The sequence below is a fragment of the Paenibacillus sp. NPDC057967 genome (assembly GCF_042887015.1).
GTDB lineage: Bacteria > Bacillota > Bacilli > Paenibacillales > Paenibacillaceae > Pristimantibacillus.
The window spans coordinates 505,784-528,946 of record NZ_JBHVQB010000005.1 but is presented as its reverse complement, the minus strand read 5'-3'; the positions used below and the strand labels follow the sequence as shown (position 1 = coordinate 528,946).

19 protein-coding genes are annotated in these 23,163 nt (G+C 52.1%); 2 read left to right on the top strand and 17 right to left on the bottom strand.

The window, feature by feature from the left end; translation table 11 throughout:
- Window positions 1–71: 71 nt before the first annotated feature.
- Both ACFVSO_RS16030 and ACFVSO_RS16025 read right to left on the bottom strand, forming a co-directional pair.
- Window positions 72–1,019: an ABC transporter substrate-binding protein gene (locus ACFVSO_RS16030; protein ID WP_387475242.1), complete on the bottom strand. Its 948-nt coding sequence runs from the start codon at window positions 1,017–1,019 to the stop codon at window positions 72–74.
- Between the two features lie 222 nt (window positions 1,020–1,241).
- Complete coding sequence (locus tag ACFVSO_RS16025; RefSeq protein WP_387475240.1) at window positions 1,242–1,541, bottom strand: hypothetical protein; 300 nt, start codon at window positions 1,539–1,541, stop codon at window positions 1,242–1,244.
- Window positions 1,542–1,620: 79 nt separating this feature from the next.
- Here ACFVSO_RS16025 and ACFVSO_RS16020 point away from each other — a divergent pair, with 79 nt between their 5' ends.
- Window positions 1,621–2,250 (top strand): zinc dependent phospholipase C family protein, encoded by a 630-nt coding sequence (locus ACFVSO_RS16020; RefSeq protein WP_387475238.1) that lies wholly within the window; start codon window positions 1,621–1,623, stop codon window positions 2,248–2,250.
- Between the two features lie 121 nt (window positions 2,251–2,371).
- Here the strand turns inward: ACFVSO_RS16020 and ACFVSO_RS16015 are convergent, their stop codons facing one another.
- A complete protein-coding gene (locus ACFVSO_RS16015) occupies window positions 2,372–3,583 on the bottom strand; it encodes an MFS transporter (protein ID WP_387475236.1) in 1,212 nt (403 codons plus the stop codon).
- 102 nt (window positions 3,584–3,685) lie between these two features.
- Complete coding sequence (locus ACFVSO_RS16010; RefSeq protein ID WP_387475234.1) at window positions 3,686–4,648, bottom strand: helix-turn-helix domain-containing protein; 963 nt, start codon at window positions 4,646–4,648, stop codon at window positions 3,686–3,688.
- Window positions 4,649–4,837: 189 nt separating this feature from the next.
- Here ACFVSO_RS16010 and ACFVSO_RS16005 point away from each other — a divergent pair, with 189 nt between their 5' ends.
- On the top strand, window positions 4,838–5,767 hold the full coding sequence (locus ACFVSO_RS16005; protein WP_387475232.1) for a hypothetical protein: 930 nt from the start codon (window positions 4,838–4,840) through the stop codon (window positions 5,765–5,767).
- Window positions 5,768–5,833: 66 nt separating this feature from the next.
- Here ACFVSO_RS16005 and ACFVSO_RS16000 read toward each other — a convergent pair whose 3' ends face one another.
- The 13 genes from ACFVSO_RS16000 to ACFVSO_RS15940 form a co-directional block, all read right to left on the bottom strand.
- Window positions 5,834–7,075 carry a VWA domain-containing protein gene (locus tag ACFVSO_RS16000; RefSeq protein WP_387475230.1) on the bottom strand — a complete coding sequence of 414 codons (1,242 nt, stop codon included), beginning with the start codon at window positions 7,073–7,075 and terminating at the stop codon, window positions 5,834–5,836.
- 3 nt (window positions 7,076–7,078) lie between these two features.
- On the bottom strand, window positions 7,079–9,424 hold the full coding sequence (locus ACFVSO_RS15995) for a DUF5682 family protein (RefSeq protein ID WP_387475228.1): 2,346 nt from the start codon (window positions 9,422–9,424) through the stop codon (window positions 7,079–7,081).
- Window positions 9,382–10,476: an AAA family ATPase gene (locus ACFVSO_RS15990; RefSeq protein WP_387475226.1), complete on the bottom strand. Its 1,095-nt coding sequence runs from the start codon at window positions 10,474–10,476 to the stop codon at window positions 9,382–9,384. Before ACFVSO_RS15990 ends, ACFVSO_RS15995 begins: the two co-directional genes overlap by 43 nt.
- Window positions 10,452–12,260, bottom strand: coding sequence for a HEAT repeat domain-containing protein (locus ACFVSO_RS15985; RefSeq protein WP_387475224.1), 1,809 nt, complete (start codon window positions 12,258–12,260; stop codon window positions 10,452–10,454). The genes ACFVSO_RS15990 and ACFVSO_RS15985 overlap by 25 nt, the downstream gene beginning before the upstream one ends.
- Before the next feature lie 14 nt (window positions 12,261–12,274).
- Complete coding sequence (locus ACFVSO_RS15980) at window positions 12,275–13,726, bottom strand: SWIM zinc finger family protein (RefSeq protein WP_387475222.1); 1,452 nt, start codon at window positions 13,724–13,726, stop codon at window positions 12,275–12,277.
- 258 nt (window positions 13,727–13,984) lie between these two features.
- Entirely contained in the window at window positions 13,985–14,200 is a 216-nt protein-coding gene (locus tag ACFVSO_RS15975) for a hypothetical protein (RefSeq protein ID WP_387475220.1), read from the bottom strand.
- 127 nt (window positions 14,201–14,327) lie between these two features.
- Window positions 14,328–15,377, bottom strand: a complete 1,050-nt coding sequence (locus ACFVSO_RS15970) for a Cfr family 23S rRNA (adenine(2503)-C(8))-methyltransferase (protein WP_387475218.1) — start codon at window positions 15,375–15,377, stop codon at window positions 14,328–14,330.
- A 422-nt stretch (window positions 15,378–15,799) separates the two neighbouring features.
- Entirely contained in the window at window positions 15,800–16,756 is a 957-nt protein-coding gene (locus ACFVSO_RS15965) for an SDR family NAD(P)-dependent oxidoreductase (protein WP_387475216.1), read from the bottom strand.
- Between the two features lie 207 nt (window positions 16,757–16,963).
- Window positions 16,964–18,217 (bottom strand): chitinase, encoded by a 1,254-nt coding sequence (locus ACFVSO_RS15960; protein ID WP_387475214.1) that lies wholly within the window; start codon window positions 18,215–18,217, stop codon window positions 16,964–16,966.
- Window positions 18,218–18,439: 222 nt separating this feature from the next.
- On the bottom strand, window positions 18,440–18,796 hold the full coding sequence (locus ACFVSO_RS15955; RefSeq protein WP_387475212.1) for a nucleotide excision repair endonuclease: 357 nt from the start codon (window positions 18,794–18,796) through the stop codon (window positions 18,440–18,442).
- An 85-nt stretch (window positions 18,797–18,881) separates the two neighbouring features.
- Window positions 18,882–19,496, bottom strand: coding sequence for a DUF4304 domain-containing protein (locus ACFVSO_RS15950; protein WP_387475210.1), 615 nt, complete (start codon window positions 19,494–19,496; stop codon window positions 18,882–18,884).
- Window positions 19,497–19,527: 31 nt separating this feature from the next.
- Window positions 19,528–21,204 carry a DUF6138 family protein gene (locus tag ACFVSO_RS15945; RefSeq protein WP_387475208.1) on the bottom strand — a complete coding sequence of 559 codons (1,677 nt, stop codon included), beginning with the start codon at window positions 21,202–21,204 and terminating at the stop codon, window positions 19,528–19,530.
- Window positions 21,205–21,576: 372 nt separating this feature from the next.
- Complete coding sequence (locus ACFVSO_RS15940) at window positions 21,577–23,055, bottom strand: Lsa family ABC-F type ribosomal protection protein (RefSeq protein WP_387475206.1); 1,479 nt, start codon at window positions 23,053–23,055, stop codon at window positions 21,577–21,579.
- Window positions 23,056–23,163: the final 108 nt, after the last annotated feature.

Here is a 23,163-nt window from a genome sequence, read left to right as displayed (position 1 = left end):
TGCCTAATTAACACGGAAGAATGAAAAAACCGCCGATCTCGGCGGTTTATGGTAGAAGCAACGAGTTCTCCCTATTTTCTGAAAATCAAGTCGGTAATGAGATCCAGTTGGCCTTCGATTGAGATGGGGTCGAAAAAGAAATAGGTTTTGTCCAGCTCAATCACCTTGTTGTTTTTTACAGCCGGAAGCGACTTCCATACCTCGCTGTTTTGCAGCTGATCCAAGCCTTCACCTTCATTGGATACGAAGATGTAATCGGCATCTGCTACGTATTCAGGCAGTCTCTCCAGCGCCAGCTGCTGGACGATTTGCGCGTTGCTGTCCACAAGCTCCGTCTTAATGATGTCCGGCATTTTGAGGTTCAGACCATGGTAGATCGACCAGCCGCTGCGGCCGTAATTGTCGCCGAAGACGCTGAACTGGCTTCCTTTGCCTTCGATTCGAATGATGGCTGCCGTCGTATCTTCCGTAACCTTGCCTTCTACCCGCTTGCGAGCCGCTTCCGCTTTCTCATTGAATTTCTTCTCCAGCGACTCGGCTGCATCCGGCTTGCCCAGCACCTCAGCGACCAGCTTCGCATCCTCATAAGGGTTGCGGCTGCCATCGTATGGAATCAGGATGGACGGCGCGATTTTGGCAAGCTCGTCGTAGTTCTCTTCATTATTGCTATTCATAATGATAAGGTCGGGATTCAGCGCAGCCACCGCTTCCAGCGAAGGAGGTCCGCCAACGTCAACCAGATCCTTCTCTTGCTCCGCCAAGAACGGGCTTCCGCCCCACCAGGTCAGATTCGCGCCGACCGGCTTCACATCCATAGCGAACAAAATATGATGGTAGTACAAGGCGACGATCCGTTTCGGCTCCGCCGGTATCTCGACATCCCCCTTAACCGTGCTGACAACGCGAGTCTCTGGCTTATCCCCGGGCTCCTTTTTCTCCCCATTGCCGCATGCGCCCAGTACCAGGGTGAATGACAGAATCAATCCAAGCATTACTTTGTGTGTATTTCTTGCTAGCATAATGTACCCTCCATCTTTTGATAATGTTTCTCATTTGAGTTCATTATAAGAGTGCTAGATGGCGAGAACAATGGAGAATTACGCATATTTTTATGCCAACGCCTTTAATGCTCGCCGATTCTTACAAAAAACATCCCTTACGCCGTATTCATGAGGCCTGTTCTCTATCCCAAAGAAGAAGGCTGCCCGCGGGCAGCCTTCCATAATAGGTAAAGGATACAATTATGTGATGAGTTCAAGACTGGCTGGCACATGACCGCCTGCCCATACATCTTTGGCATAGCGGCCATCTTGCTCCAGGCGGTGGAGCCAGTCGGCCGCTTCCAGATCGTCTTTCTTATATACCTGGCTGTAGGCTTTGCGAAGCGCAGCCTCGACCTCAGGTGCCATTCGGCTGCCGTCGCCGCAGATGTACAGTCTGGCCCCGCTGTCCAATAGTCGAATCAAATCTTCCGCATGCCGCTCCATCAGATGCTGAACGTAGCATAATCGCTGGCCTTCCATTCGGGCCGGCCCAATCATTCCGGGGATTCCATCTATGTATTTTTAGGGAAATAGTGGTAATATATTGTTGTAAAATGACGATTGGGAGGATAACGAGATGGGTTCACGATTAATGCACGCGATTATTGCGAATCGAATGGCAGATGCTTTGCAGATTCAGGACAAGCCATCCTTTTTACTCGGGAGCCTGGCACCGGATGCGGTGTCGCCCAAGGATGCCTCTCATTTTTTCACAGGCGATATTCGCGATTATTCCAGGAGCATAGATTACAAGGGATTCCTGTATAAGTATCAGTCGATGGAGAATGACCCTTATCTGTGGGGCTACTTCACCCATCTGATTGCGGATCATATCTGGCTGAAAGGCTTTTATTTGCCATGGCTGAGAAACCGGATGGAGAATAATCCTGAAGTCTTGCAGCTCTACCATAATGACTTCCGCCTATTGAACGGAAAATTGCTAGATTATTACGGTTGCCATGAGGAATTGAGAGAGATCCTCTCCCATCGTCCCCCCATTGCGGATTTACAGGAGGTCTCGTCACAGGAGGTCGAAGCGTTTATCCCTCTCGTAATGGAGGATATGGGTTACGAGCCATCGGTTCTCGATGAGAAGCTGCAAGTCTTCACTTTGGATCAAATCGTGGGTTATATGGAGACCTCCGTAGAACTGGGGATCAGGCATCTTCGAACGATGCCGGGAATCAAACCTGCGATTATGGCCTAGCTGAACTTCATCCATTCCTTCAAAAAAAGACGAAAAAAGAAGCCTGTTGTCCAGGCTTCTTCATCGTTGGTTTCGCTCCATTATAGAGCGCTCTTATTTTCGAACAACCGTCAGTCTGGATCTATTGTTCCACCGCTTCATCCTTTGCAGCAAGCGCCGGTGCGTGCGGTTTTCTCGCCATCCACAATAGACTGACGGCAGCTGCGAGCGCTAATACAGCTACAAGAACGAAAGGCAAATGCTTGTCGACCTGATAAAGCGATGCCGTTGTAATCGGCGCGATGATCGCAGATACGCCTTGCACGGCTCCCACCAATCCCGCGGCTGCTCCCTGTTGCTCCTGGCCTACGGCAAGAGATGCTCCTGCCATAAATCCCGGCATCATCCAGCCTGCGCCGATCCCAAAGAGGAAGAATGCCAGCATATACAGCGCCATATGTGCCGATAGCAGAAATACGACCATGCCGATCACGAGAAACACAGAACCGGCAGCCAGCATTCTCCGAGGCTGCCACTTCAGCCATTTCACTTGGACGAGCTGCACGGCGAGCATGGCCACACCTGAGCACATCAGCCCGAATGACACGGCCTGCGCCGTCCCTTCCGGCGACAGCGCCAGCTGGTCTTGCAAATAGAAGCCGCCAATTACTTGGATCGTCACAATGGCCATCATCGTAATCAACCCGAACAAGAGATAGAATCGAGGCCCCGGCTGAAGCGGCGACACTTTGGCTGCCTTCACGCGCATGCCAGGCTTTGCCGCTGGAATCAGCACCAGCGCAACGAAGAACGCTGCGGCGGCGATTACAATGCCGAAGTATAACGGCCACAGCAAGCCAATGAGTGTAAAGGCACCCGCTATGGCCGGGCCGAACACAAGTCCCATGCCGTTCGCCGCGCTTAAGATCGCCATCGCCCCTCCGCGTTCGCTCTCATTGGTCATGTCGCCCATATAAGCCTGGGAGGCGGATAAGACAGCGGGAATAAACGCCCCGATCAGACTGCGCGTCAAGATCAGCAGGGTAAGCAGAACGCCGCCCTTCATCCAGCCGTTCAGACCTCCAAACAGTGCAGCCGTGAATAACAGGCAGCTAAGCGACATTCCGGCGAATCCCAACAGAATGACGGGCTTCCGTCCCTTCGTATCGCTGATTCTTCCCCATATTGGCGCCATGACGGCCATTGCTATGGAACCTAACGAAATCATCAGACCGGAATGGCTTTCTCTAAGCCCCAGCTCGCGAATGAGCGGCGGCATAATTGGCGCGATGAGCATCATGCCCAGCATCGCGACAAATACACTGAAAAATAAGCTTCCCTTTATTTTGTTCATTGCTCCCATTCTCCTTTGCCATAATTGCTCTCAGGAAGAATTATAGGAAAGCTCGCCTTGCGCTGCCGCCTTTGTACGGAAAAAATAACGGTGGGACGGATTTTATCGCATTTTTTTGACAGTGGAGGGCTTCATGCCGAATCGCTTGCAGAACTGCTCTGCGAAAGCGCTGGTATTACTGTACCCGACAGATGCGGCTGCTTCCGTGACATTGGCCTCTTGATTGCGCAGCATAGCCATGGCGCGATTCAATCGGACTTCCCGCAAATAATCGAATACTGTGGCGCCGAAGCACGCCTTGAATCCTTTTTTGAGCTTAAAGTCGTTCAGTCCGATCATTCTGGAGAGCGTCAGCAGCGAAGGCGGTTCAGTCAGACGGGACTCCAGCACCTCCCGCGCATGATGCAATTTCCGAACATCCTCACGAGATAGGCCTTCCGGCAGCGGGGACAGCTCGAATACTTGAAGCAGCAGCCTGTTCAGCATCTCCAGCGCGGATGCCTCCAGCAGCAATGGAGAGGTGTCCGTCCCTTTCAGGTTGACGATCATGGATTGGATCATCGCCAGCATATAACTGTCGATCTGGAATGCATACGCTTTGAGCGTCTGCCCTTCGACCATTCGTCTGAATTCCAGACTGTTGCTGCGATGAGCCGCCAGCTGTTGAACCGCATAGTGGAATAGCGATACCGGAATGCCAAGCGCAAAGGTGACGTACGGCCCTTTGGCAGGCGTATGGAAGTGAACCTCAAAGTCCTGCAGGAACACAAAAGCTCCTTGCCCGTCTGGAAGGGAATATTCCGTACCCGACACTTCTGCGTGACGCTCCCCGGCCAGCGTGAATTGAAGCTCGATCATCTGCCCGCTTGCCGAGAAGGCAATCGGACCTGGTCTGCCGCAATGCAAGTCGGAATATACAATTTCGATGCCGCTATACGTGGTGACCCGGTATATCGCGCCAAGCTCCGTATTTTTCTGGAACAGATAGGTTCGTCCATCCTCCTGCCGGAACAGCGCCTCATCGAAATATTGTTGATAGATGCGGGATACCACGCTAGAATCCATATAAGCTCACCTCCAGTTGGTTATGCGTCTGATGTATAAGTGATCTGATCTTAATAACCTAATTGAGAATCTTTATCAATCATTGTAACGAAAAAAGCGACTGTTGAACAGTCATCTCTGGAAATTGCTTCTGCAAAGAGCTCAGCAGCACCGATTCGCCATCTCACCTAATGAAGGAGGAGTACACCCATGAGCGAGCCGATTAACCGCATTAAACACGAGCTTGGAGATGATCTTCTACAGAAGCTGAAGAGGCTCTCTCCATCCGACTTTAATTCCATTATGCTTGAAGTCTATCGGATGAGGACCGATTCGCTGCGTCCCTCCGATATACTTCGCAGCTATGCCGGCAGCCGCTTCTCGAAGCCAAGCGAGCTTGATCCGGTCGCTTATCATCAGCTAGAAGCAGAGCTGCTTGGCCTCGCCAGGCAGCATGACATTCAGCCTGTTCTATTGTCTCCGGTAGCTCCCCTCGGGAACTGCTCCAGCTATGGCACGGTCGACCAGAATAAGATCGTGTCCGCCTCCAGAGGCACGGAGGTGCTTGCCGATTCAACGAATATGATGGCAACGATTGCGGCTGACCGAATCAAGCAAGGAATCGGAAGCCATGACGAGGGCGCCCACCTCTGTTCCACGCATCGCGTCGTGCGCGCTCAGCAATTCAATGGACCGGGCTCCTTCGCCCATTTCGGCATATATGGCATGGTGTCGGTTGGCAAAGCGAGAGGCTCCTATCAATGTGAAGCGAACCTGCTTGGCAAGCAGCTGGGCTATTATCAAGCGCTGTTCCGCTCCCGCTTTCACGCCGAGCTGTCGGTCGTCCTGGAGCAGCGCAGCGGCTATGCGGACGGTGCCGGATTTCTAACGAGAATGGCCGCTATCATCCAAGAACAATTGCCGGAAGCCTCAATAACGGTACAAGAACCGAATGAGACGAACAGCTATTACAAGGGAATCAACTTCAAGTTGTTTATGACGAATCAGCACGGGAGAACTGAAATTGGCGATGGCGGATTTGTCGACTGGACTCAAATCATGCTCGGCAACCAAAAGGAACGCTGCTTGATTAGCGGTATCGGGCTGGATCGGCTTATTCTAATGGAGCTTAACGCATGACACCCGAAGAACGCTTGCTAAACGCACCAAAAAAGCTGCCCACGGTTTCGCCGTGTGCAGCTTATCTTAAACCTTCCCCTGTTTTCCTTGTCCTACCCGTTCGGCAAGCTGTTGAAGATCCATGCCTTTCAACGCGCCCTCAATCAGCTCCGGCAGCTTATCCGGCGAGCAGCCGAAGCAAGGGATGCCGTATTGAGCCAGTCTTTTCGCCACGTCCTCGTCATACGACGGTACTCCGTCATCCGACAGTGCGAGCAGGCAGATCGTTTTGACGCCGGATTCATGCATCTCTCTCAGCCTGCGAAGCATCTCCGTCCGATTGCCGCCCTCATACAAGTCCGAGACGAGAATGAACATCGTTTTTTTGGGCTCCGTGATGAAAGGCTCGCAGTAGGTAATCGATTTGTTAATATCCGTACCCCCGCCAAGCTGAATGCCGAAGAGCATCTCCACGGGATCATTCGCGCATTGCTCGCTCAGGTCGACGACCTCCGTATCGAAGGCAACCACCCGCGTATCCAATAAAGGCATGCTCGCAAAGATGGAGCCGATAATCGATGCGTAGATGACCGAATTGGCCATGGAACCGCTCTGGTCGATGTCCAGAATGACGGTCCATTCCTTGCTCTTGCGCGCACGATCGAAGAAGTAGACCTTCTCGGGAATAAGCAGCTTGCGCTCTGTATCATAGTGCTTCAAGTTTTTACGGATGGTAGTCGCCCAGTCGAGTCCCGTCATGGAAGGAAGCGGCGAATGCGCCCGGCGGTTGAGCGCGCCGGTCACCGCTCTCGTCAAGTCTTGGGCAAGCCGCTTCACAATCTCATCCACGACCTCGCGTACGAGCGTTCTCGCCGTCTCTTTGGTACGCTCGGGAATTTGTCCCCGCAGCGACATCAAGGTGGCGACCATGCCGATGTCCGGCTTCACCTGAGACAGCAGCTCCGGCTCGAACAAAAGCTGCGTCAGCCCTTTGCGATGCACCGCATCCGACTGGATCACCGATACGATGTCGGGCGGGAAGAAGGTGCGCACATCGCCCAGCCACTTGGCCAGCTTCGGAGAAGAAGAACCCAGACCCGCCGATCTCGCGCGGGAGGCGCTGCTTCCCGATTGACCGGCGCCGCTTGCATCCGTTGCGCCTGATGTGCCGTCATAGATCGCCGCCAGCGCTTCATCCATGAGCAGATCCTCGCTGCTCAGCCAAGGCGTGTCCGCTCCGGCACCCCGTGACGCCTGCAGCTTCTCTTCAGCCGCCGCCCCCAAGATCAAGCGCCATCGTTTGACTTGTTCCGGATCAGGCTGTGTCATCGTCTACAAGTCTCCAAAGTCAAAGTCGTTAAGTTCATCGAGACTCTCCTTCTCTTGTTCATTAAGCGGCTGCTGCAGCGCGACTCCGGCCGATTCTGTGCTGACTCCCCACAAATCACCCATCATCTCGGCAATTGCAGCCTTCTCTCTCGGCTCGAACGAACCGAACGCTCTGCGCAGGAATACGAGCGACCGCTTGAACGGCTCCGCCTCCAGCGACCCGACATAGGCATCCAGCTGACGCCACAAGTAAGTTCTTGACAGCAGCGCATAGCGATTGCGCATGGATATCCCCTCGAACCAACCCGCCCCCAGATCGGCAGGGATGCCGGGAGACAGCCTTCTGGAAACTTCCTTCGCGCATTCCTCCTCGCCGGCCGCATTGCGTTCCAGCAGGATCGAGAATGCATAGCCGGACAGCTTCGCATTGCGGTCGTCACGCTCTGCGAGCCTGCGCAGCTGTTCTATCCACAGCTGATCATCCAAATCTTCATAATGCTCCAGCGCAGCTGTATTCAGCAGATGAATGGCTTCGATTATGCCAGCCGCCGCGTCATCATTGCAGCCTGCCGCTTCTTGAAGCATCAGCGCTCCGCGCAAGAAGAGCTGCTGCATGATCGGAATCAGCGCAGCCGTATCGACTCTGCGGATGGAACCGTATTGAAGCATGACAGACAGTTCGTGAACCGTCTGAGCAATCTGCTCGAAGCTGCCTGCATCCACCGCAAGCCGCTGCAGCGCGCTTGTCGCCTGTCCCATCACCTGCGGCAGCCCGCATTCGCATGAGCGGCGAATCAGCTTCGCGGCTGCCGCAATATCCGCGCATGCCAGCAGCTCCTCGTGAATGACGTATGCGGTAGCCAGCTCGATCGTCTCGCCCTTAAGCGTCGACTCCACCGTCTCAATCTCGGCTTCCGGCGACCATTGCAGCACCCAGTGCTCCGCCCAAGTCGCGTCGCTTTGCCTCACGTTTTGCTTGCGGGCGAAGCGAATGCCAAGCGCAGCCAGTCTGTGCAGGAAGACGGATCGATTCAAGTCGAGATAAGCAGACTCCTCCGACTTCACTCTTCGATTCTCGCGCAGGTCCAGCTCCAAGTCGGCTGCCACCAGCGATTTGTACTTTTCCAGCTTCAGCCGCTTCAGCTCGCGGTTCAGGTCATCCTGCACCGGGGTTTGGCTGACGCCTTCCGGCAAGCTGCCGATCGCGGTTCCGATATCCGTCCGCGCCAGCGCTTCTGCCACGACCGAATATTCGCCGTAGCCGAACAGCACCGTTGCCGCATCCCGCAGGTCCCGCCAGGTGGGACGAATGCCGTCATGCATCGCTGCCAAAGCATCTGCTAGTCGCACAGCTTCAATGACGGAAGCCGTGGATCGCCAGGTTCCCTCCTCGCGCATCCTGGAAGCGACGGAGGACAGATACAGCGCAGGCAGCGCGGCAAGCTCGCCTTGTTGTATGCAGCGCCAAAGCAATTCGAAATAGGCTGGCGCCTGATTGCCGGCGCCATAGCCGGAATGTGAGGACAATTTGTAATAGGAATAAGGCATCAGCGTCATCTTCGCTGGCACACGCGGAAGCTTGGCTAGCTCCTCGTCGGTCATTGCCGGCAGCGACAGCGCAAGCGCCGGTGTGTGATGCGCTCCGCTCAGCACTACAATCTTCTCAGGCAGATGTCCGCTCGCAACCGCTTCATGAATTTTGCGCCTCATATACGATTCGCGTATCTCATTGTAAGCTGATTCCTGCGGTGCCAGCCTAAGCTCTTCGCCCTCCGTAAGGACTCTCATCTCGGTCGAGTAATGCAAGATGGCGCGCCGGTAAGCATCCGGCTGCAGATTATGCTCGAAGTGCCTCTCCCAATACGATTCATAATCCGGCTCTCCCGAGAGCTCCGCTATCCGGCTGTATAAGCTACCAGTTGATAATTGCGGCTCATCACTTCCAGAGGCTTCCGCCTGCGGAGCGCGTCTCCGATCGGCGAGCGCCAGCGAGACCTCCGTAGGCAGATCGATGAATTCCGCATGGCAGTTATTCCTCCTGGCCCACTTGAGCGCCTGATATTCCGGCGAATAGTCGGCAAAGGGATAGAGCAGCGTACGGACAGGAAGCTGATCCGTATAGGCAAGCAAAGCCACCGGAGGCACAACGCCCCGAGACGTCAGTTGAGCAGCCAGTTCCCCCGCGTCGCTTGGCCCTTCGATCAAGATCGCAGTCGGCTTCACGGTCTGCAGCAAGGCGAGCAGATGATACGACCCTGCCGGCGAGAGATGCCGGATGCCGAAGTAATGAGGCCCCGAAGCTTCACTCACCCGTTCATCTCCGTACAAGCGCTGTACAGGCTTCGCCATGAGGACCCCCGTTTTTTCATAATATTGTCGAGATATTCCTTCCACACCTGCTGATCCTTCGCATCAACCTTCACGATCGCTCCCTGCAAGCCTGCTGCTACATCTTCGTCGGTCAACTGGCCATTGCCGAAGCTGCCGGCAAGCGCCATGCTTCCGGTCAAGAGAGAGATGGCCTCAGCTGTCGAGATGACGCCGCTTGGCGACTTCAGCTTCTCCTTGCCGTCCAGCGTCACGCCGCTGCGAAGCTCGCGGAAGATGGTCACCACTTTGCGGATCGCATCCTCGTCCGGCTGCGAAGCGCGCAGCTCATAGCTTGCGGATATCTCGCTCACACGTCTGCGCACAATATCGATTTCCGTCTCAATGCTGGACGGAGCCGGCAGTACGATAATATTGAAGCGACGCTTCAAAGCCGCCGACATTTCGTTGACGCCACGGTCACGGGTATTCGCCGTCGCAATGATGGAGAAGCCTCGCTCCGCAGAAACCTCGCGCCCCAACTCCGGAATCGAGATAGTCTTCTCCGATAGGATCGAGATAAGCGCGTCCTGCACCTCGGATGCGCAGCGGGAAATCTCCTCAAAGCGGGCGATGCCTCCCCCTTCCATAGCGCGAAGAATAGGACTGCGAATGATTGCCTGATCGGAAGGTCCTTGCGCCAGCAGCAACGCATAGTTCCATGAATAGCGGACATGCTCCTCGCTTGTTCCCGCCGTCCCCTGCACGACCTTGGATGAATCGCCATGGATGGCAGCAGTCAGGTTCTCCGACAGCCAAGACTTCGCCGTGCCCGGCTCCCCGATCAAGAGCAGCGCTCTGTCCGTCAGCAAGGTGGCGATCGCCATCTCGACCAATCGCTTGTTGCCGATATACTTCGGTGTAATGACGGTGTCTCCCGCCTGGCCGCCTGTAATAAAGGTCAGCACAGCGCGGGGAGACAGCTGCCAGCCCGCCGGCTTCTCTGCCGCTTCGTCCGCTTCCCGAAGCGCTTCCAGCTCATGTGCATACAGCTTCTCCGCCGGCAATCTTAAGACATTTTGTTTTTGATCCATTCCCATACTCCGCTCCCTCTCTCGCTTGTCGCATCATCGGGCGCAGCTTCCAGCGCCTCGATGAGCTCTATCATTAATTGTTTTACGGAATCATAGGCCAAGCCCTCGGCAATGATGCGCAGCTCTGGCGCATAAGACTTCGGCAATGACGCAATCATTCGCTGCAACCGGATGTCCATATAATAGAACATACGCTGACCCTGGCTGCGAAGCAGCTCCATCAGCAGCTCAGGCGCTTTCTTATAGCCGACGCGGAACAAGGTCGTCAACACGTTAAGCGTCTGATAATCGTTAATTCTGGCGCGTTCCTCCAGCTTGGAGGTCAAATACGAGGTAATGGCGCGATCCTCACCCTGGGCGAAGTAGCAAACCAGCTCCGTCATATCCTGCTCGGCAAAGAGATGGACCCACCGCGCATCCCAAGCGCTGCTTGATACCGCATAGATTCTTTCTCCATCCTCGTATAACTGCTCATGAACGATGGATTGCAGGGCGTTCTGCAAACTCTTGGCCGAAGCAGAGCGCCCCTTCAAATCCGGGGCATAACGATCATATAGCTCGGAAGGCGACAAGCGTCTGTATGCAGCACGGAAGCTGTAAGCGATAAATTTGCGCTTGTATCGGGTATGCAGCTCGATGCCGAATGCATCGGCCTCTTCGCTGTTCAGCTCAAGCAGCAAATCCGCGGCCGTTTCTTGAACAGCTTCGGTATCGGCCTGGATGAATGCTTCCGTATGAAGCAGTCGCTTCACTAGCGGTAGAGCTTCTGCCGCAAGCTGCTCTCCGTGCCCTTCCAGACATCGGATATAGGTATACAGCTGCCCGATTGCCGTGACGCGCTCTTTCCCCTCCAGCTCCAGGCAACGGCTTAGTTCCTCATCTGCCTCTATGAGGATACGCTTATGAAGCAAGAGCTCGTCACATGCCTTGATTGGATCGATGACAAGCTCTCCGCCCTTCGACTTGGCCGCTTCGAGCAAGCGATCGATTGCCCTTGGGGAGCCCAAGCGGGCAAGGGCGAAGAAAGCCGCCTGGCGGACTTCTTTGCGCTTCTCGGCGCTCTGCTCCAGCAGAAACTCCTCCTGATCAGGATAGCCGCCGAGCAATTCAATCGCGGCAACTTTAAGCTCAAACGCCCCGGAGTTCCCCGCTTCCTTCACAAGCTCAAGCACCAACTCGCCTTGCAATCGATACAGCAGTTTCAGCCTTCTTGCATCCCCTTTGCCCCCTTGAAGATTAAGCCCCGTGCGCAAAGCGGGAACGGCTGGCAGGCCGATCTCCGGGATCATCTTCTCTTGTACGAATTCGGGAATCTCGGCATACACATCGTCAAGCGCACCGCAGATCGCCGGTATTACGCGCAAATCGAGGAAGCTGCGGTCCTCGTAGGATTGGCGAAGCTGCTCCAGACGTCCTTGACCCTTCGTGGTAAGTGCCGTAAGCAAAGGATGCAGCCTTCGATACGTCAAGTCGGTAGGTAATAGGAGCCCTTCGCTTTCCACAGGCTGCGGGGTTCCTTGCACATCCGTCTTGCCTTGCGTATGAAGAATTGCGCTGAGCAGCGTCGACAGCTCCAGAAGCTTCGCCGGACTATCAGCGCGAGGCGCGGACAGCAAACCTTCCGCCGCATCCGCAAGCCGATTGAACACAGGTGCGGATTCACCAATCCTTCTTAAAGAAGGCACTAATTTGGATATTCGCAAGTCGCCTTCCGCCAGTGCGCTGCCGGCAACAAACAGACGGCGTACCTCTTGCTGCAAGTTAAGCAACAGATCTACACTCATATCTTCTCTCTCCTCTAGTACAGCAGCCGAATGATTCGGCGCTCCGTGATGATGCTCATGGGCTGGACTTCCAGGCGTCCGGTATCGACATCATGCCGGAACATGACTAGCGCAGCCTGTTTCTTCAGATCGTCCGCCGGCAGCAGCGGCAGAATCTCTTCCAGGCGCTGGGGAGCGGTAATCATGGTCGATGCCACAGGAAGATACTTGCCCTGCGCATCGCGAAGGACATAACCCTCCTCCGTCTTCTCGATCGCCTCGAAGGCGACCAGCTTGACGGGATTGCGGTCCGACAGCGGATTTTTGATCCCGTTCTTGACGGCCTTCACCACATCGGGGTACGAAGCTGCCGCAAGAGACTTCACCGTGCTATAGTCCGCATTCGAGGCATCGCGTTGCTTCGTTTTCTCCCAGCGCACTCTGGCATTGCCGTCCCCCGGATAGATGAACAGCTCTTCGGTTTGTATGACTGCATGGAAGGTGTCTTCTTCCTTAATCGCTTTAGCTGCGCGGAAAGGGCGAAGATGCCTGGTAATATGTACGTTGCCGTCTTGCAGATCCACCCACCATCCGGCATCTACATATTCGCCGCGCGCCGTATCCGTGTAAGACAGGAAGGACAATTGCAGCAGCTCCGCATCCCGCTTCACCCGGCCCAGCTCCCTAAGTTCGGCCAGCTGCCAGGCATGACCCAGCAATTCCTCCAGCGCCGTCTCCGTATCCTGCGGCGAATCGGGATCAGCGAGACGCTGCTCCAAGTAGCTTCTGCCCTTCCGGGCAAGCGCATAGAGACGGATAAGCTGCTCCATAGCCCGGGTATATGCCGCTTCCCGGTTATCTTCCTCCGTCAGCAGCAGCGCCAGCTCCTTCAGTTCCGCTTGCGCGCCTGGGATATAATAATTGCCTAATTGCTTCGCTTGATCTTCAAGCAGACGCAGCGTTTGCTTGTCAATGCCGCCCAGCCCGTTCTGTACGGTCTGCAGCACCAGCTTCTCCAATAGGCTTAATCCTTCCATTTGAGCATTTATTTTTTTGGTCAGCGCGGATTTGTTCACCTTCCGTTTGGCTGGGGGAGCATCTCCCCTCGCCTCTGCCGATTCGGCTTCCTTCTTCTTCTCCTCGCGTTTCTCCGCCTTCTCCCGCTTCTCCGCGATATCCTCGGGAATTTCGGCTTGCTCGAAAGGCTTCCCGAGGGCAAAGGCGTACATTAAGCCCAGCGCATGCTTGCATGGAAATTGTCTGCTTGGACAGGAGCAGCGGGATACGGGACTCTCCTGCTGGATGAAGTCGACCGAACAGCGGTACGGTTGTTTGCCGCTGCCCTTGCACTCGCCGAATAGAAGCGAGCGGTCTTCCGTTATACGCAACACTTGGAAACTGTTCTTCTTGACCAGATCCCGGCCATTCTTCATCGCCCCTGCATTAGGGGCCAGATGATCGATAAATGCTTCTGTTAGAAAATTCATGATCTACCTCGCTAATGATGATGGAATCGTAATACCTTCTACACGGAGACGCCGATTTCCTTTTTACGGAATAGGCCGCCATAATCCAAAGCCTCCTAGTAAAGTATGCCGGGCCCGCATCCGTCCATTCCTATCTTTTCACCCTTTTCCCGCTGTATTGGCGGTCCTATCGGGCGCAAAAAAGGACTATGCACATGCTGACAAACTGCAGCACATGTATAGCCCGTCTACTATTACAATTTAGTGAACTTTCACACTTTACTTCATCATACGCAGCAGCTTTTTGTACAGCTTGTCAAGAAGATGGTTAATCCATTGCGTCAGCCCATATAACAACAATACGGCAGCGACAGCAATGAGTGTCAATAACAACCCGCTGCTGATGGTTAAAGTTTCCCGCACGATTCCGCGAATGATCAGAACGGCATACGTTATTCCGATCATCCCGCTGCCGATCCCGAACAATCGTTTCATTCGGATCACCACATCCTCTCCCCTTGAAGCCGCTGCGAACACTCTACACCTTCAATAGCGGCGTGAATCCGCAAAGCTAGACTTCAAGGTACCCTACTAAAGTATACCAAAAGCATGCCATACAGCACTATTCCGACGATGAAGGTGACGGCTCCAGGCCATACAGCTGCCCGCAGCCTGCCTGAATATCCGAGCCGAATTGCGTTCGGACCGTAACCTGAATGCCCCTGGCCTTCAACACTTGCACAAAGGATCGGACCCGCTCGCGGTCGGATTGCTCATAGTCAGGCGTCTCTTCCGTTGCATTATATGGAATCAGATTAACATGATACAGGTGCTCCCATGTTCCTCTTCCTCTCAATAACTCTGCCACAGCTTCGGCATGCTCGGCCCCGTCGTTCATTCCTCTTAACATGATGTAGGCAATGTACACTTTGCGTCCCGTCTCCTGGATATGCTTATCCAGTTCCTCCATGACATCGCGTATTGGAAACCGCTCATTGATCGGCATAAGAGCGCTTCGCTGCTCGTCGAACGGCGAATGGAGCGAGAACGTCAAGTTCACTTGCGGAAACTCCCGTCTAAGCCGCTGCATTCCCGGCAGGATGCCAATGGTGGATACCGTAATTCTGCGCTGGCCTAATCCAAACAACCGGGGATCGGTCATCACCTTCAGCGCTTCGAACAGATTAGGATTGGCGAGCGCCTCTCCCATGCCCATAAAGGATACACTGTCCAGAGCATACCCGTTCAAATGAAAGTACAGGAGCTGGTCGGTCATTTCGTCAACGGTCAGATGACGTTTCAACCCCATCGTTCCGGTAGAGCAGAACCGGCAGCCGAATCCGCAGCCGCATTGAGAAGATATGCAATAGGAATCCCATCCGCTCTTGTAGCTTAATCTGACGGCTTCGACTCTTTCATTGCCCGCAATCGCGAACAAGAACTTGCTGGCCTGCTCCGATCGCTGCTCCAAAACCGGGGTTACAGAGGACACTCGGTTGCCCAGTTGTTCCACTAAGGCATGCCGCAAGAATTGAGGCAGCATATGCATCTGTTCATATTCGCCGATCCTCTGCTTAAAAATTGCTTCAGTAATTTGCTTATATCGATACCCTGGCTGTTTCAAGCTTTGCAGGATGTGTTGAATCTTTTCATATTTTGATGTTGGCTTCATCTTAATCTCCCTCTAGCTCGGAGAAAGCACAAAAAAAGCACCAGCGAACCGGTGCTTTTCTGCATCTTGCATTAACCAACTATACGTCACATCGAAGAACACTTTGCTTATGACAAAGAGCGCTAATGGCGACGATCTATAGGAGGATAAAGTTCCGGTAGCTGTTTATTGTAATGGTGAACCATGCCGACAATCGCTTTCTTTGACAGGTTCACAACCACATCTACAACTTCACACATCACTTCATCCTCCTTCCAAAACATAAGAATACGTACAATCAACACCATAACAGCTTACGAAGCTGCCGTCAAATCGAATCATATGTCATTAGACCAGCGCAATTATCGATAGAAGGAATTTATTATTGATTGACCAATCATTTTTAAGCTTAAAAATAAGTTTTTACCGAATATGTTCCACGCTTAAGAGGTTTGCAGCTCCTTTATCGTTGCCGCGATGCCTTGTTCGAACGCGGTCTTCCGGATCGGGCCGATATGCCGCTCATACTTCTCTCCGTTTAATACCACTGGCTCTTCGGTCAAATATAACATCTCAACGACTTCTTTCATAACCGGGACGCCCATGCCAATGAGGGAGAGTCCTATCCGTCCAAGCGGAATGACGGCTTTGGAAGCTCCGCTAGCCTGCTGCGCAATACGCACAATGTCGCGGCCCGAGATCAGACCAGCGCCAGGAATATTCCAGTTCTGGCCGTAAGCGTGATCATGCTTGGCAAGCTCTACGACCATTGCAGCGGCATCCGGAAGATAGACATATTCGCGGGGAGTACGCATGTTGCCGATAAAAAAGGCCATTTTCCCTGCCGCAATGGCTTCTAGCGTAGAGCCCAAATAGGAAGCGGCATTAGCGGTTGGGCCGTAATAGTCTGGCAATCGCGCAATGATAACGCTCGACCGGGTCCATCGGCTCTTGTCGAACAGCATATGCTCGAATTGCAATCTGGTCTTCCCTTTTCTCGTATGCGGCGCCTTCGGATGATTCTCGTCCACCCGCTCCGACTGTCTCCTGCCATACGGATAAATGCCGTCAATCGCTACAACTTTAATGCCAAGCCGATTCGCCGCTTCCATAATCGCTTCCCCGAGCGGGAGCAGCTTGCTCTGCATCTCGTTGTATGGAACGTTCGCGCAATGAAACAACACATCCGCATCCTGGGCTGCGGCAATAATATCTTCTGGCTTCAGAGCATCCCCCTCTGCAAAGGATAAGTTCGCATACTCGCCTATGCTTGCCGACAATTCATTCAGCTTCGTGCGCGAACGCCCGAATGCGATCGTCGGAATGCCCTGCTTCGCCAGCTCTTCCGTAATTGCGGCGCCCGTGCCCCCTGTTGCACCAATCACAATTGCTTTCTTCATCCCCATCAGCTCCCTTATTGGATTCAATTGAATGTCCTTATCATATGACGAAATTAGTAATTGGTCAATCACTTATTAATTGATCAATTAATTATTTGGTCTGAACAGGAATTATGCTGCGATATAAAAACGAAAAACAGCGACAATCCAGGACCTTCTTCTGTCCAGGACTGTCGCTGTGCCGTTTCCAGCATAATTGTCCTTGATTTAAAATGGGCTCATACCTGCAGTGTTTACTTTTTCCCCCTCTATGGATATCCCCATTTGTGATGTAATTTTATGATAAAACCCAACTCGTCGAGCGATGCGTCGGTCGCTTTCGTCGAGGTTCCCTTCCAGATTGCCGTTAATAATCATAATGGTAATTCCAAATCCCGCCTCTGTTCTTCCTTTCGAACGATCAGATTCAGTTGGCGTCCAGCTGCCCACCATCACATCATGAGCGGAGGGCTTGGGAGGCTGAGGTGTCATCCAGAACAGGAGAGCCGTCATAAAGCCTAGCTTGCCGTCATTAACAATAAGCTCAGGCTGCTGAAGCAGCGTATCTTTGGTGCCATAGATAATTCCGCTAATCAATCCGTAATTGTAATTCCAGCTTAGCTGAATCGGTCCACGCCCATGATAGGATTTGCCTGCTGCTGGCGGAAAGTTGTCATTTTCTTCAACATAATTGACCGTGTTAGTGTTTATATAAGCAATTTCTTCATTCCAAAACAGTCCCCATGCAAGCGGACCTCCAGGGGATGTTGGCGCACCTCCGCCCGTTTCATGTGCAATGTTGGCAAGAAATGCCGCAAGCTCTCGCTTTCGGTTCAAGTCAGACCCTTCTTTAATAAAGGAACCAAAATCAACCGTTTGCGACAAAATCGGAACGTTCTTATTGGGGAGTGTATGAAAGTTAACGTTTTGGTAGATCAGTGTTTCTGTCTTTGTTTCTTTGTCCAGGCGAAATACGCGGCTGTTGGCAGTATCATCCTCTCTGTATTCCACCTTATATTTGATATTAGCGACATCCGTAATGGCCGCAATCAAGTTGTCATAAGAGTAATAGTCGATTTGATCTGCATCGTAATAAGCTTGGTCAGCGGCAAATGTATGCCATTCCTTCGTACCAATCCGGTAGGGAAACAATTGTTCATATTTCTCTCGCGACAGTGCGCTTTGTACGGCGGCTACGGCATTGGCTGGTGAAAATTGCGGATCTATTCCGTCCCACAAAGATAATACCTCGGAATCAGAAAGTATGCGGCTTTGGCCAACCCGCAATTCATCTAAAGCTTCAGATTCCATTTCACTTCCCCCTTCAGTCCTCTCTTCAGATGAGAGCGTTATGGGTGCTTGTCGTTTTATTTTCGCAGAATGTGAAAAGGGATTTGATGCTAAATAGGTGAACAACAACCCAACAGTCAGTGCAACAGCGATTATAAAAAGAACTCTCTTCCATGTCATCCCGATTTTCATAATCAACCTCCAATTCTGGAAACAAAGCACGATTCCAATTATAGTCAAGTAGATAAGCGTTTTCTATAGGAGTAATCAACGATAATTGATAGACAGCCCCCTAATTTACTCACCGTACACCTGCAAAAAACACAAAAAGGTTGGCTTCATGCGATGCCAACCTTTTAAACCATGCCTATAAAAAAGAGCCCCCAACAGGAGGCTCAAAGGTGTAAACGATCGTTACTTGTATAACACTTTTTCTATATTGTATTTGGCTTTCAGTTCATTGATAATATACGTTTCATAAATTTCTCTATGGACAGGGTCCTCCACGATACATACCTCGATCTTCGTGACTTCGTTCCTGTGATTTTTCATGACGGATACCGTGTCTTCAAAATGTTTTTTGATTCGCGGTCTAAGCTTACGTGCTTTGCCTACGAACAGGAGCTCATCCTGATCATTATAGAACATGAAGATTCCTCCCGTTTCTCTCGAAATCAGGTGGAAATCCGTAAACCCGTAAATATGGCTTAGCTCAGGCTCTTTCTGCTTGTGTATGGTGACATCTGGCGTTGGAATTGTGATTTGTATCATCTGCATTAGCTCCCCTTTTACCGTCCATGCTCATTTGAATAACTTATCCATTATAACTGCTTTCATTCAAGTTGTCCTGCTTTACTTACATGTGCTTTTCGAATGCCACTCCATATTGGTTGAAGATGGCCTCGTACTTCTTTTCAAAGATGGTCCAACGGTTTTCCGCACCGTGTTTTTCCTGCAATGCATTCAAATACTGCTTAGCTGCCGCAACATCATTGGATTGCAAGAGCACATGAAAGCTCTCTTCCCCCAGATGCAAATATGGACCTGCAGTGTAATAATCAACAATCGCTCTGGCACTTGTCATTGTATCGTAGAAGGGGATAACTTCTTCTAGAGCGCTTAACAACGTTTCTCTTACATCATCCATATTCGTCTCAGGCGTAATCGCAAAACGGTCCGGAGCAGACTCCGCAATTTCCCCGATTCTTGCCCTGAAGTGACACTCCGCTTCCTGGGGTGATGTCAATATCGGCTTCCCTTGCAGCTGTGCCAAATCCGCTGAATAGATCCCGCAATTGACATAAAACATCACATTGTCCACTGAATTTCCAGAGGACTTTTGGAAGTTGAATAGGTAGATAAGGCCTTCTGTCCCCTTATAGTAATTCAAGCTTTTTTTAGCGAAGCCATGCTTGAAAAGAAACGGCTTAACGTCCTGCTTGATCAATTCGTTAAAGAGCTGCTGCAACATAATCCCTCCTAGATAAAAATGGCACTGCTACTCACAAACCTTTACCCGTCGCCTTTAGCAGGCGAAGCAGCAGCTCTTTGCGCGGTTCTTGCGCCTTGCGTGCCCATGCAGCCAGCTTGTCCGCCTTGCCCCAGATCGGGTACAGTACCCGTTCAGCTTCGTAATCCGTCAGCGCCTCAATTTGCTGCACCAATATGAACAGCTTGTCATCGCTTTCCAGTTCCGGCTGGATCTTCAGCTTCAACGAATCGTGGGAACGCCGCAAACAGGCAACCAGAGCAGGAGCCGAGCGTTCGGTTATCCCATGTGTTTCGGCAAATACGGCCGTGAACTTGTCGTGTGCCAGTTGATGCTCATCATCCACAAGCGCCATGTAATCCTCGACTAGCGGAAAATACCGTTCATCCGAAAGTCCAAGACCGAATATCGCATAGCTGCCTGGCATTACGCTTTTTTCGCTTTCCGCATCCACATACCATTCATACTCTTGCATCGCCGCACGAGCATATTCCTCCAGTAACGGATGCAGCTCGGAATAAGCCAGCGCATTCGCAAAGAAACGATGCGTATCCGATTTGGCAAGCCCCTTCACAGGCAATACCTCTCTTACGCTGGATTTCAGCTTAATTTTGTAGCTTTTCGGGAAACCCTTACGCAGCAAGGAGAGAATAAACGATATTGCCAGCTCGTACGCACGGGCTTCCTCCTTGCGGATCACAACCGTAATGAGCGAAAATACATCATTAGCCTTGCATTCCGCCAACTCATGACGCATATGCACATCCTCAGGCGAGAAGCTGTCGCTGCCTTCCTTCAGCATGCGACCGGCTTTGCTGCTGCCAAGCTGCGTTGCAAGCTCCAGGTACGTCTGACCCCTTGATTTGCTATAGTTCGGCTCATAACGAAGAATCATTACCGCACCGTACAACAAAAGGTCGATAGGCTGATTCTGCTCATCCTTGTTCTCCAAAGCAGCACCCGGCTTGATAACATATACATTAGTCCTGTATTCGGAACGGGTAATCTCGATGTAACGCGGCAAGAATACATCCTCGGCCCAATCGGTCAAAGCCTGGATCATATTGCTCCGATGCTCTGAGAGCGCTTTTGTCCGTTCTTTGTTAAGCTCCTGAATTCGGTCAAATATCGCAATTACCTTTCCAACTTCCAATTCTCGAAATAATTGCGGATCGAGCAGATGTCGCGTCAAAAAAAAGGTTTCAAGCGGCTTGGTCGGGTAGGAACTCTGCTCCAGTTTTTGCTCGATGTAGGAATGAATACGCTCCAGAAGCTGCCTCTTCTTCTCTGCATTTACGGTTTCCAGCACCACTAATTCCACAGTCCCGTCTGTCGAAGCAAAGCTGCCCTGCATGGTGAACCGGTAGTCGATGAGTGGCGACGTCACCAGCTTGTCCAGCTTCTTCTTTACGAATTCGGCAAGCAGCGGCTGAACTTCATGCACCACCTGCTCCCTCGTAAAAGGTGAAGCCTGCGTAGGCTTCTTGTCCGCAGCATCCCAGCCAAAATTCAAACTGTCCACGTTAGACCTGCCGGGCCGGTAATCCAGCGTAACCTCGTTAAAGATGCCTATTTGCAGTGTAGTGCGCTTGACCGCGCTCTCCACGTCCGTTCGATTTTCCTGTTCGTCAAACCAAGTATGAATCGCGGTTTTCATCTCTTCCAATGCTTCTTCCTGCAATGTGTTCATTATCCCACGCCTTTCCACGAGCTTCATCCGTAATCTCGTCATGTCCTTACACTTAGCTACACAAAATATGTATTAGCGTTCGCATCCCCTATTATTTTACATGCCTAAGCGCTGCCGGAACAATGAGTCAAACGTCCGGTTACCAGAAAGGAAACCGGATTCAAAGACGTATACACGGCATAATAAATAAAAGAACCAGCTAAGATGCTGGTTCTTCATGTTTTTACTCACAATAGCTTTTTGCTATAGCACACAAATTTACTAAAAAAAGGACACCCCTGTAGAATGTCCTCTGTTCCAGATGTTGTTAGATGAGAACGAACGGCAATGCTGATTCGTTAGAACCCATTTCTAATCGACTAAATCCGTCCCTCAAAGCTCTACAATTTTAGTTGCAATACGGCTTACAAACTCTCTATCATGTTCGACGAACAAGATGGTCGGCTCGTATTCCAACAGCAGCTCTTCGATCTGCATGCGGGAGATGACGTCGATAAAGTTCAGCGGCTCATCCCATATATGCAGATGCGCCTCTTCGCACAGGCTTTTGGCGATAAGCACCTTCTTCTTCTGACCGCCGCTGTATGCGGAAATATCCTTCTCGAATTGCAATCTGGAAAAGTCCAGCTTTCTGAGAATTGCCTTGAACAGGCTCTCATCAATGCCATGCTCCCTGGCGTAATCGGTCAGATTGCCCTCAAGATGCGACGTGTCCTGCGAGACGTATGAAATCTTCAGTCCGCTCCCCACTCGGAATGTGCCGGTATGGGTGATCGGTTCGCCAAGCAGCAGCTTGAGCAGGCTGGACTTGCCGGAGCCGTTTTTGCCGGATAACGCGATTCGCTCGCCTCTCCCAATACCAAAGCTGATATCCTCACAGACCGTCCGGTCACCGTACTGAATCGACACATGATCGAATTCGGCCAGCTGGTCCCTGTGATAGTTAAGCTGTGCGATCTTTAGGCTTTCAGAGCTTTCGAGGTTTTTCAGAAGCTTGGATTTATCGTCAATCGCCGATTGCTGGCGCTGCTCCATCGACTTGGAGCGCTTCATCATTTTGGCCGCTTTATGCCCGATGTAGCCTTTGTCCACCTTGGAGCCGGAGTTTAGGGTGCCGTTTTTCGTCTTCTCCACTTCATCCGACCAGTTGCCCGTACGCTTGGACGCTTCGGACAACCGCTTAATATCCTTCTTCAGCTTATCATTCTCTGCCAGCTCGTAGTTGTCTTGCCTCTGCTTGTTCTCCCACCAGTCGGAGAAATTGCCCTTCTGAATGTCAATATTGGTCCGGTTGATGGACAAAATATGGTCAACGCAGTTATCCAGAAACGCCCGGTCATGCGATATCAGTATATATCCGCGCTTGGACTTCAAATAATCGCTGACCAGTTGTCTGGCGCCCATGTCCAAATGGTTCGTCGGCTCGTCGATGAGCAGGAAGCTGTTCTCCTTCAGGAACAAGGCCGCAAGCAGCACCTTCGTCTGCTCGCCGTTCGACAAGGACGAGAACGGCCGGTACAGGATCTCTTCCGAGACATCCAGCAGCGTAAGCTCCTTCGCCAGCTTCCAATACTCGTAATCCGGGCAGATCTCATCGACGATGTCGATCGCCATATGGTCCCGATTTTCAACGTGAAACGGGAAGTAGTCAAAGCTTACCTTGGCCGATATCGTGCCGCTGTACTCGTATTTCCCCAGCAGCAGATTCAGGAACGTCGTCTTCCCCCGCCCGTTTCGGCCTGTGAATCCCAGCTTCCAATCGGTGTCGAGCTGAAAGCTGACCCCTTCGAATATATTGTCGTAGCTGCCATCATAGGCAAACGTCAGGTTCGATACTTGAATTAATGACATATAGGATGCCCTCCCTGTATAAAAAAATAAGAGCTGCAAGAAAGACGCCCTCTCGCAGCTCAAATCAAGCCATACAGCCCTATCCAGCCAGCCAACGCCAGAAATGAA

Bases quoted from the DNA above. Each gene is read 5' to 3' on its own strand.
- ACFVSO_RS16030 (WP_387475242.1), bottom strand. From the start codon at position 1,019: ATGCTAGCAAGAAATACACACAAAGTAATGCTTGGATTGATTCTGTCA.
- ACFVSO_RS16000 (WP_387475230.1), bottom strand. From the start codon at position 7,075: ATGACACAGCCTGATCCGGAACAAGTCAAACGATGGCGCTTGATCTTG.
- ACFVSO_RS15960 (WP_387475214.1), bottom strand. From the start codon at position 18,217: ATGAAAATCGGGATGACATGGAAGAGAGTTCTTTTTATAATCGCTGTT.
- ACFVSO_RS15940 (WP_387475206.1), bottom strand. From the start codon at position 23,055: ATGTCATTAATTCAAGTATCGAACCTGACGTTTGCCTATGATGGCAGC.
- ACFVSO_RS15950 (WP_387475210.1), bottom strand. From the start codon at position 19,496: ATGTTGCAGCAGCTCTTTAACGAATTGATCAAGCAGGACGTTAAGCCG.
- ACFVSO_RS15985 (WP_387475224.1), bottom strand. From the start codon at position 12,260: ATGAGTGTAGATCTGTTGCTTAACTTGCAGCAAGAGGTACGCCGTCTG.
- ACFVSO_RS15995 (WP_387475228.1), bottom strand. From the start codon at position 9,424: ATGGCGAAGCCTGTACAGCGCTTGTACGGAGATGAACGGGTGAGTGAA.
- ACFVSO_RS16025 (WP_387475240.1), bottom strand. From the start codon at position 1,541: ATGATTGGGCCGGCCCGAATGGAAGGCCAGCGATTATGCTACGTTCAG.
- ACFVSO_RS15990 (WP_387475226.1), bottom strand. From the start codon at position 10,476: ATGGATCAAAAACAAAATGTCTTAAGATTGCCGGCGGAGAAGCTGTAT.
- ACFVSO_RS15975 (WP_387475220.1), bottom strand. From the start codon at position 14,200: ATGAAACGATTGTTCGGGATCGGCAGCGGGATGATCGGAATAACGTAT.
- ACFVSO_RS16020 (WP_387475238.1), top strand. From the start codon at position 1,621: ATGGGTTCACGATTAATGCACGCGATTATTGCGAATCGAATGGCAGAT.
- ACFVSO_RS15965 (WP_387475216.1), bottom strand. From the start codon at position 16,756: ATGAAGAAAGCAATTGTGATTGGTGCAACAGGGGGCACGGGCGCCGCA.
- ACFVSO_RS15970 (WP_387475218.1), bottom strand. From the start codon at position 15,377: ATGAAGCCAACATCAAAATATGAAAAGATTCAACACATCCTGCAAAGC.
- ACFVSO_RS16015 (WP_387475236.1), bottom strand. From the start codon at position 3,583: ATGAACAAAATAAAGGGAAGCTTATTTTTCAGTGTATTTGTCGCGATG.
- ACFVSO_RS15980 (WP_387475222.1), bottom strand. From the start codon at position 13,726: ATGAATTTTCTAACAGAAGCATTTATCGATCATCTGGCCCCTAATGCA.
- ACFVSO_RS16010 (WP_387475234.1), bottom strand. From the start codon at position 4,648: ATGGATTCTAGCGTGGTATCCCGCATCTATCAACAATATTTCGATGAG.
- ACFVSO_RS16005 (WP_387475232.1), top strand. From the start codon at position 4,838: ATGAGCGAGCCGATTAACCGCATTAAACACGAGCTTGGAGATGATCTT.
- ACFVSO_RS15955 (WP_387475212.1), bottom strand. From the start codon at position 18,796: ATGATACAAATCACAATTCCAACGCCAGATGTCACCATACACAAGCAG.
- ACFVSO_RS15945 (WP_387475208.1), bottom strand. From the start codon at position 21,204: ATGAACACATTGCAGGAAGAAGCATTGGAAGAGATGAAAACCGCGATT.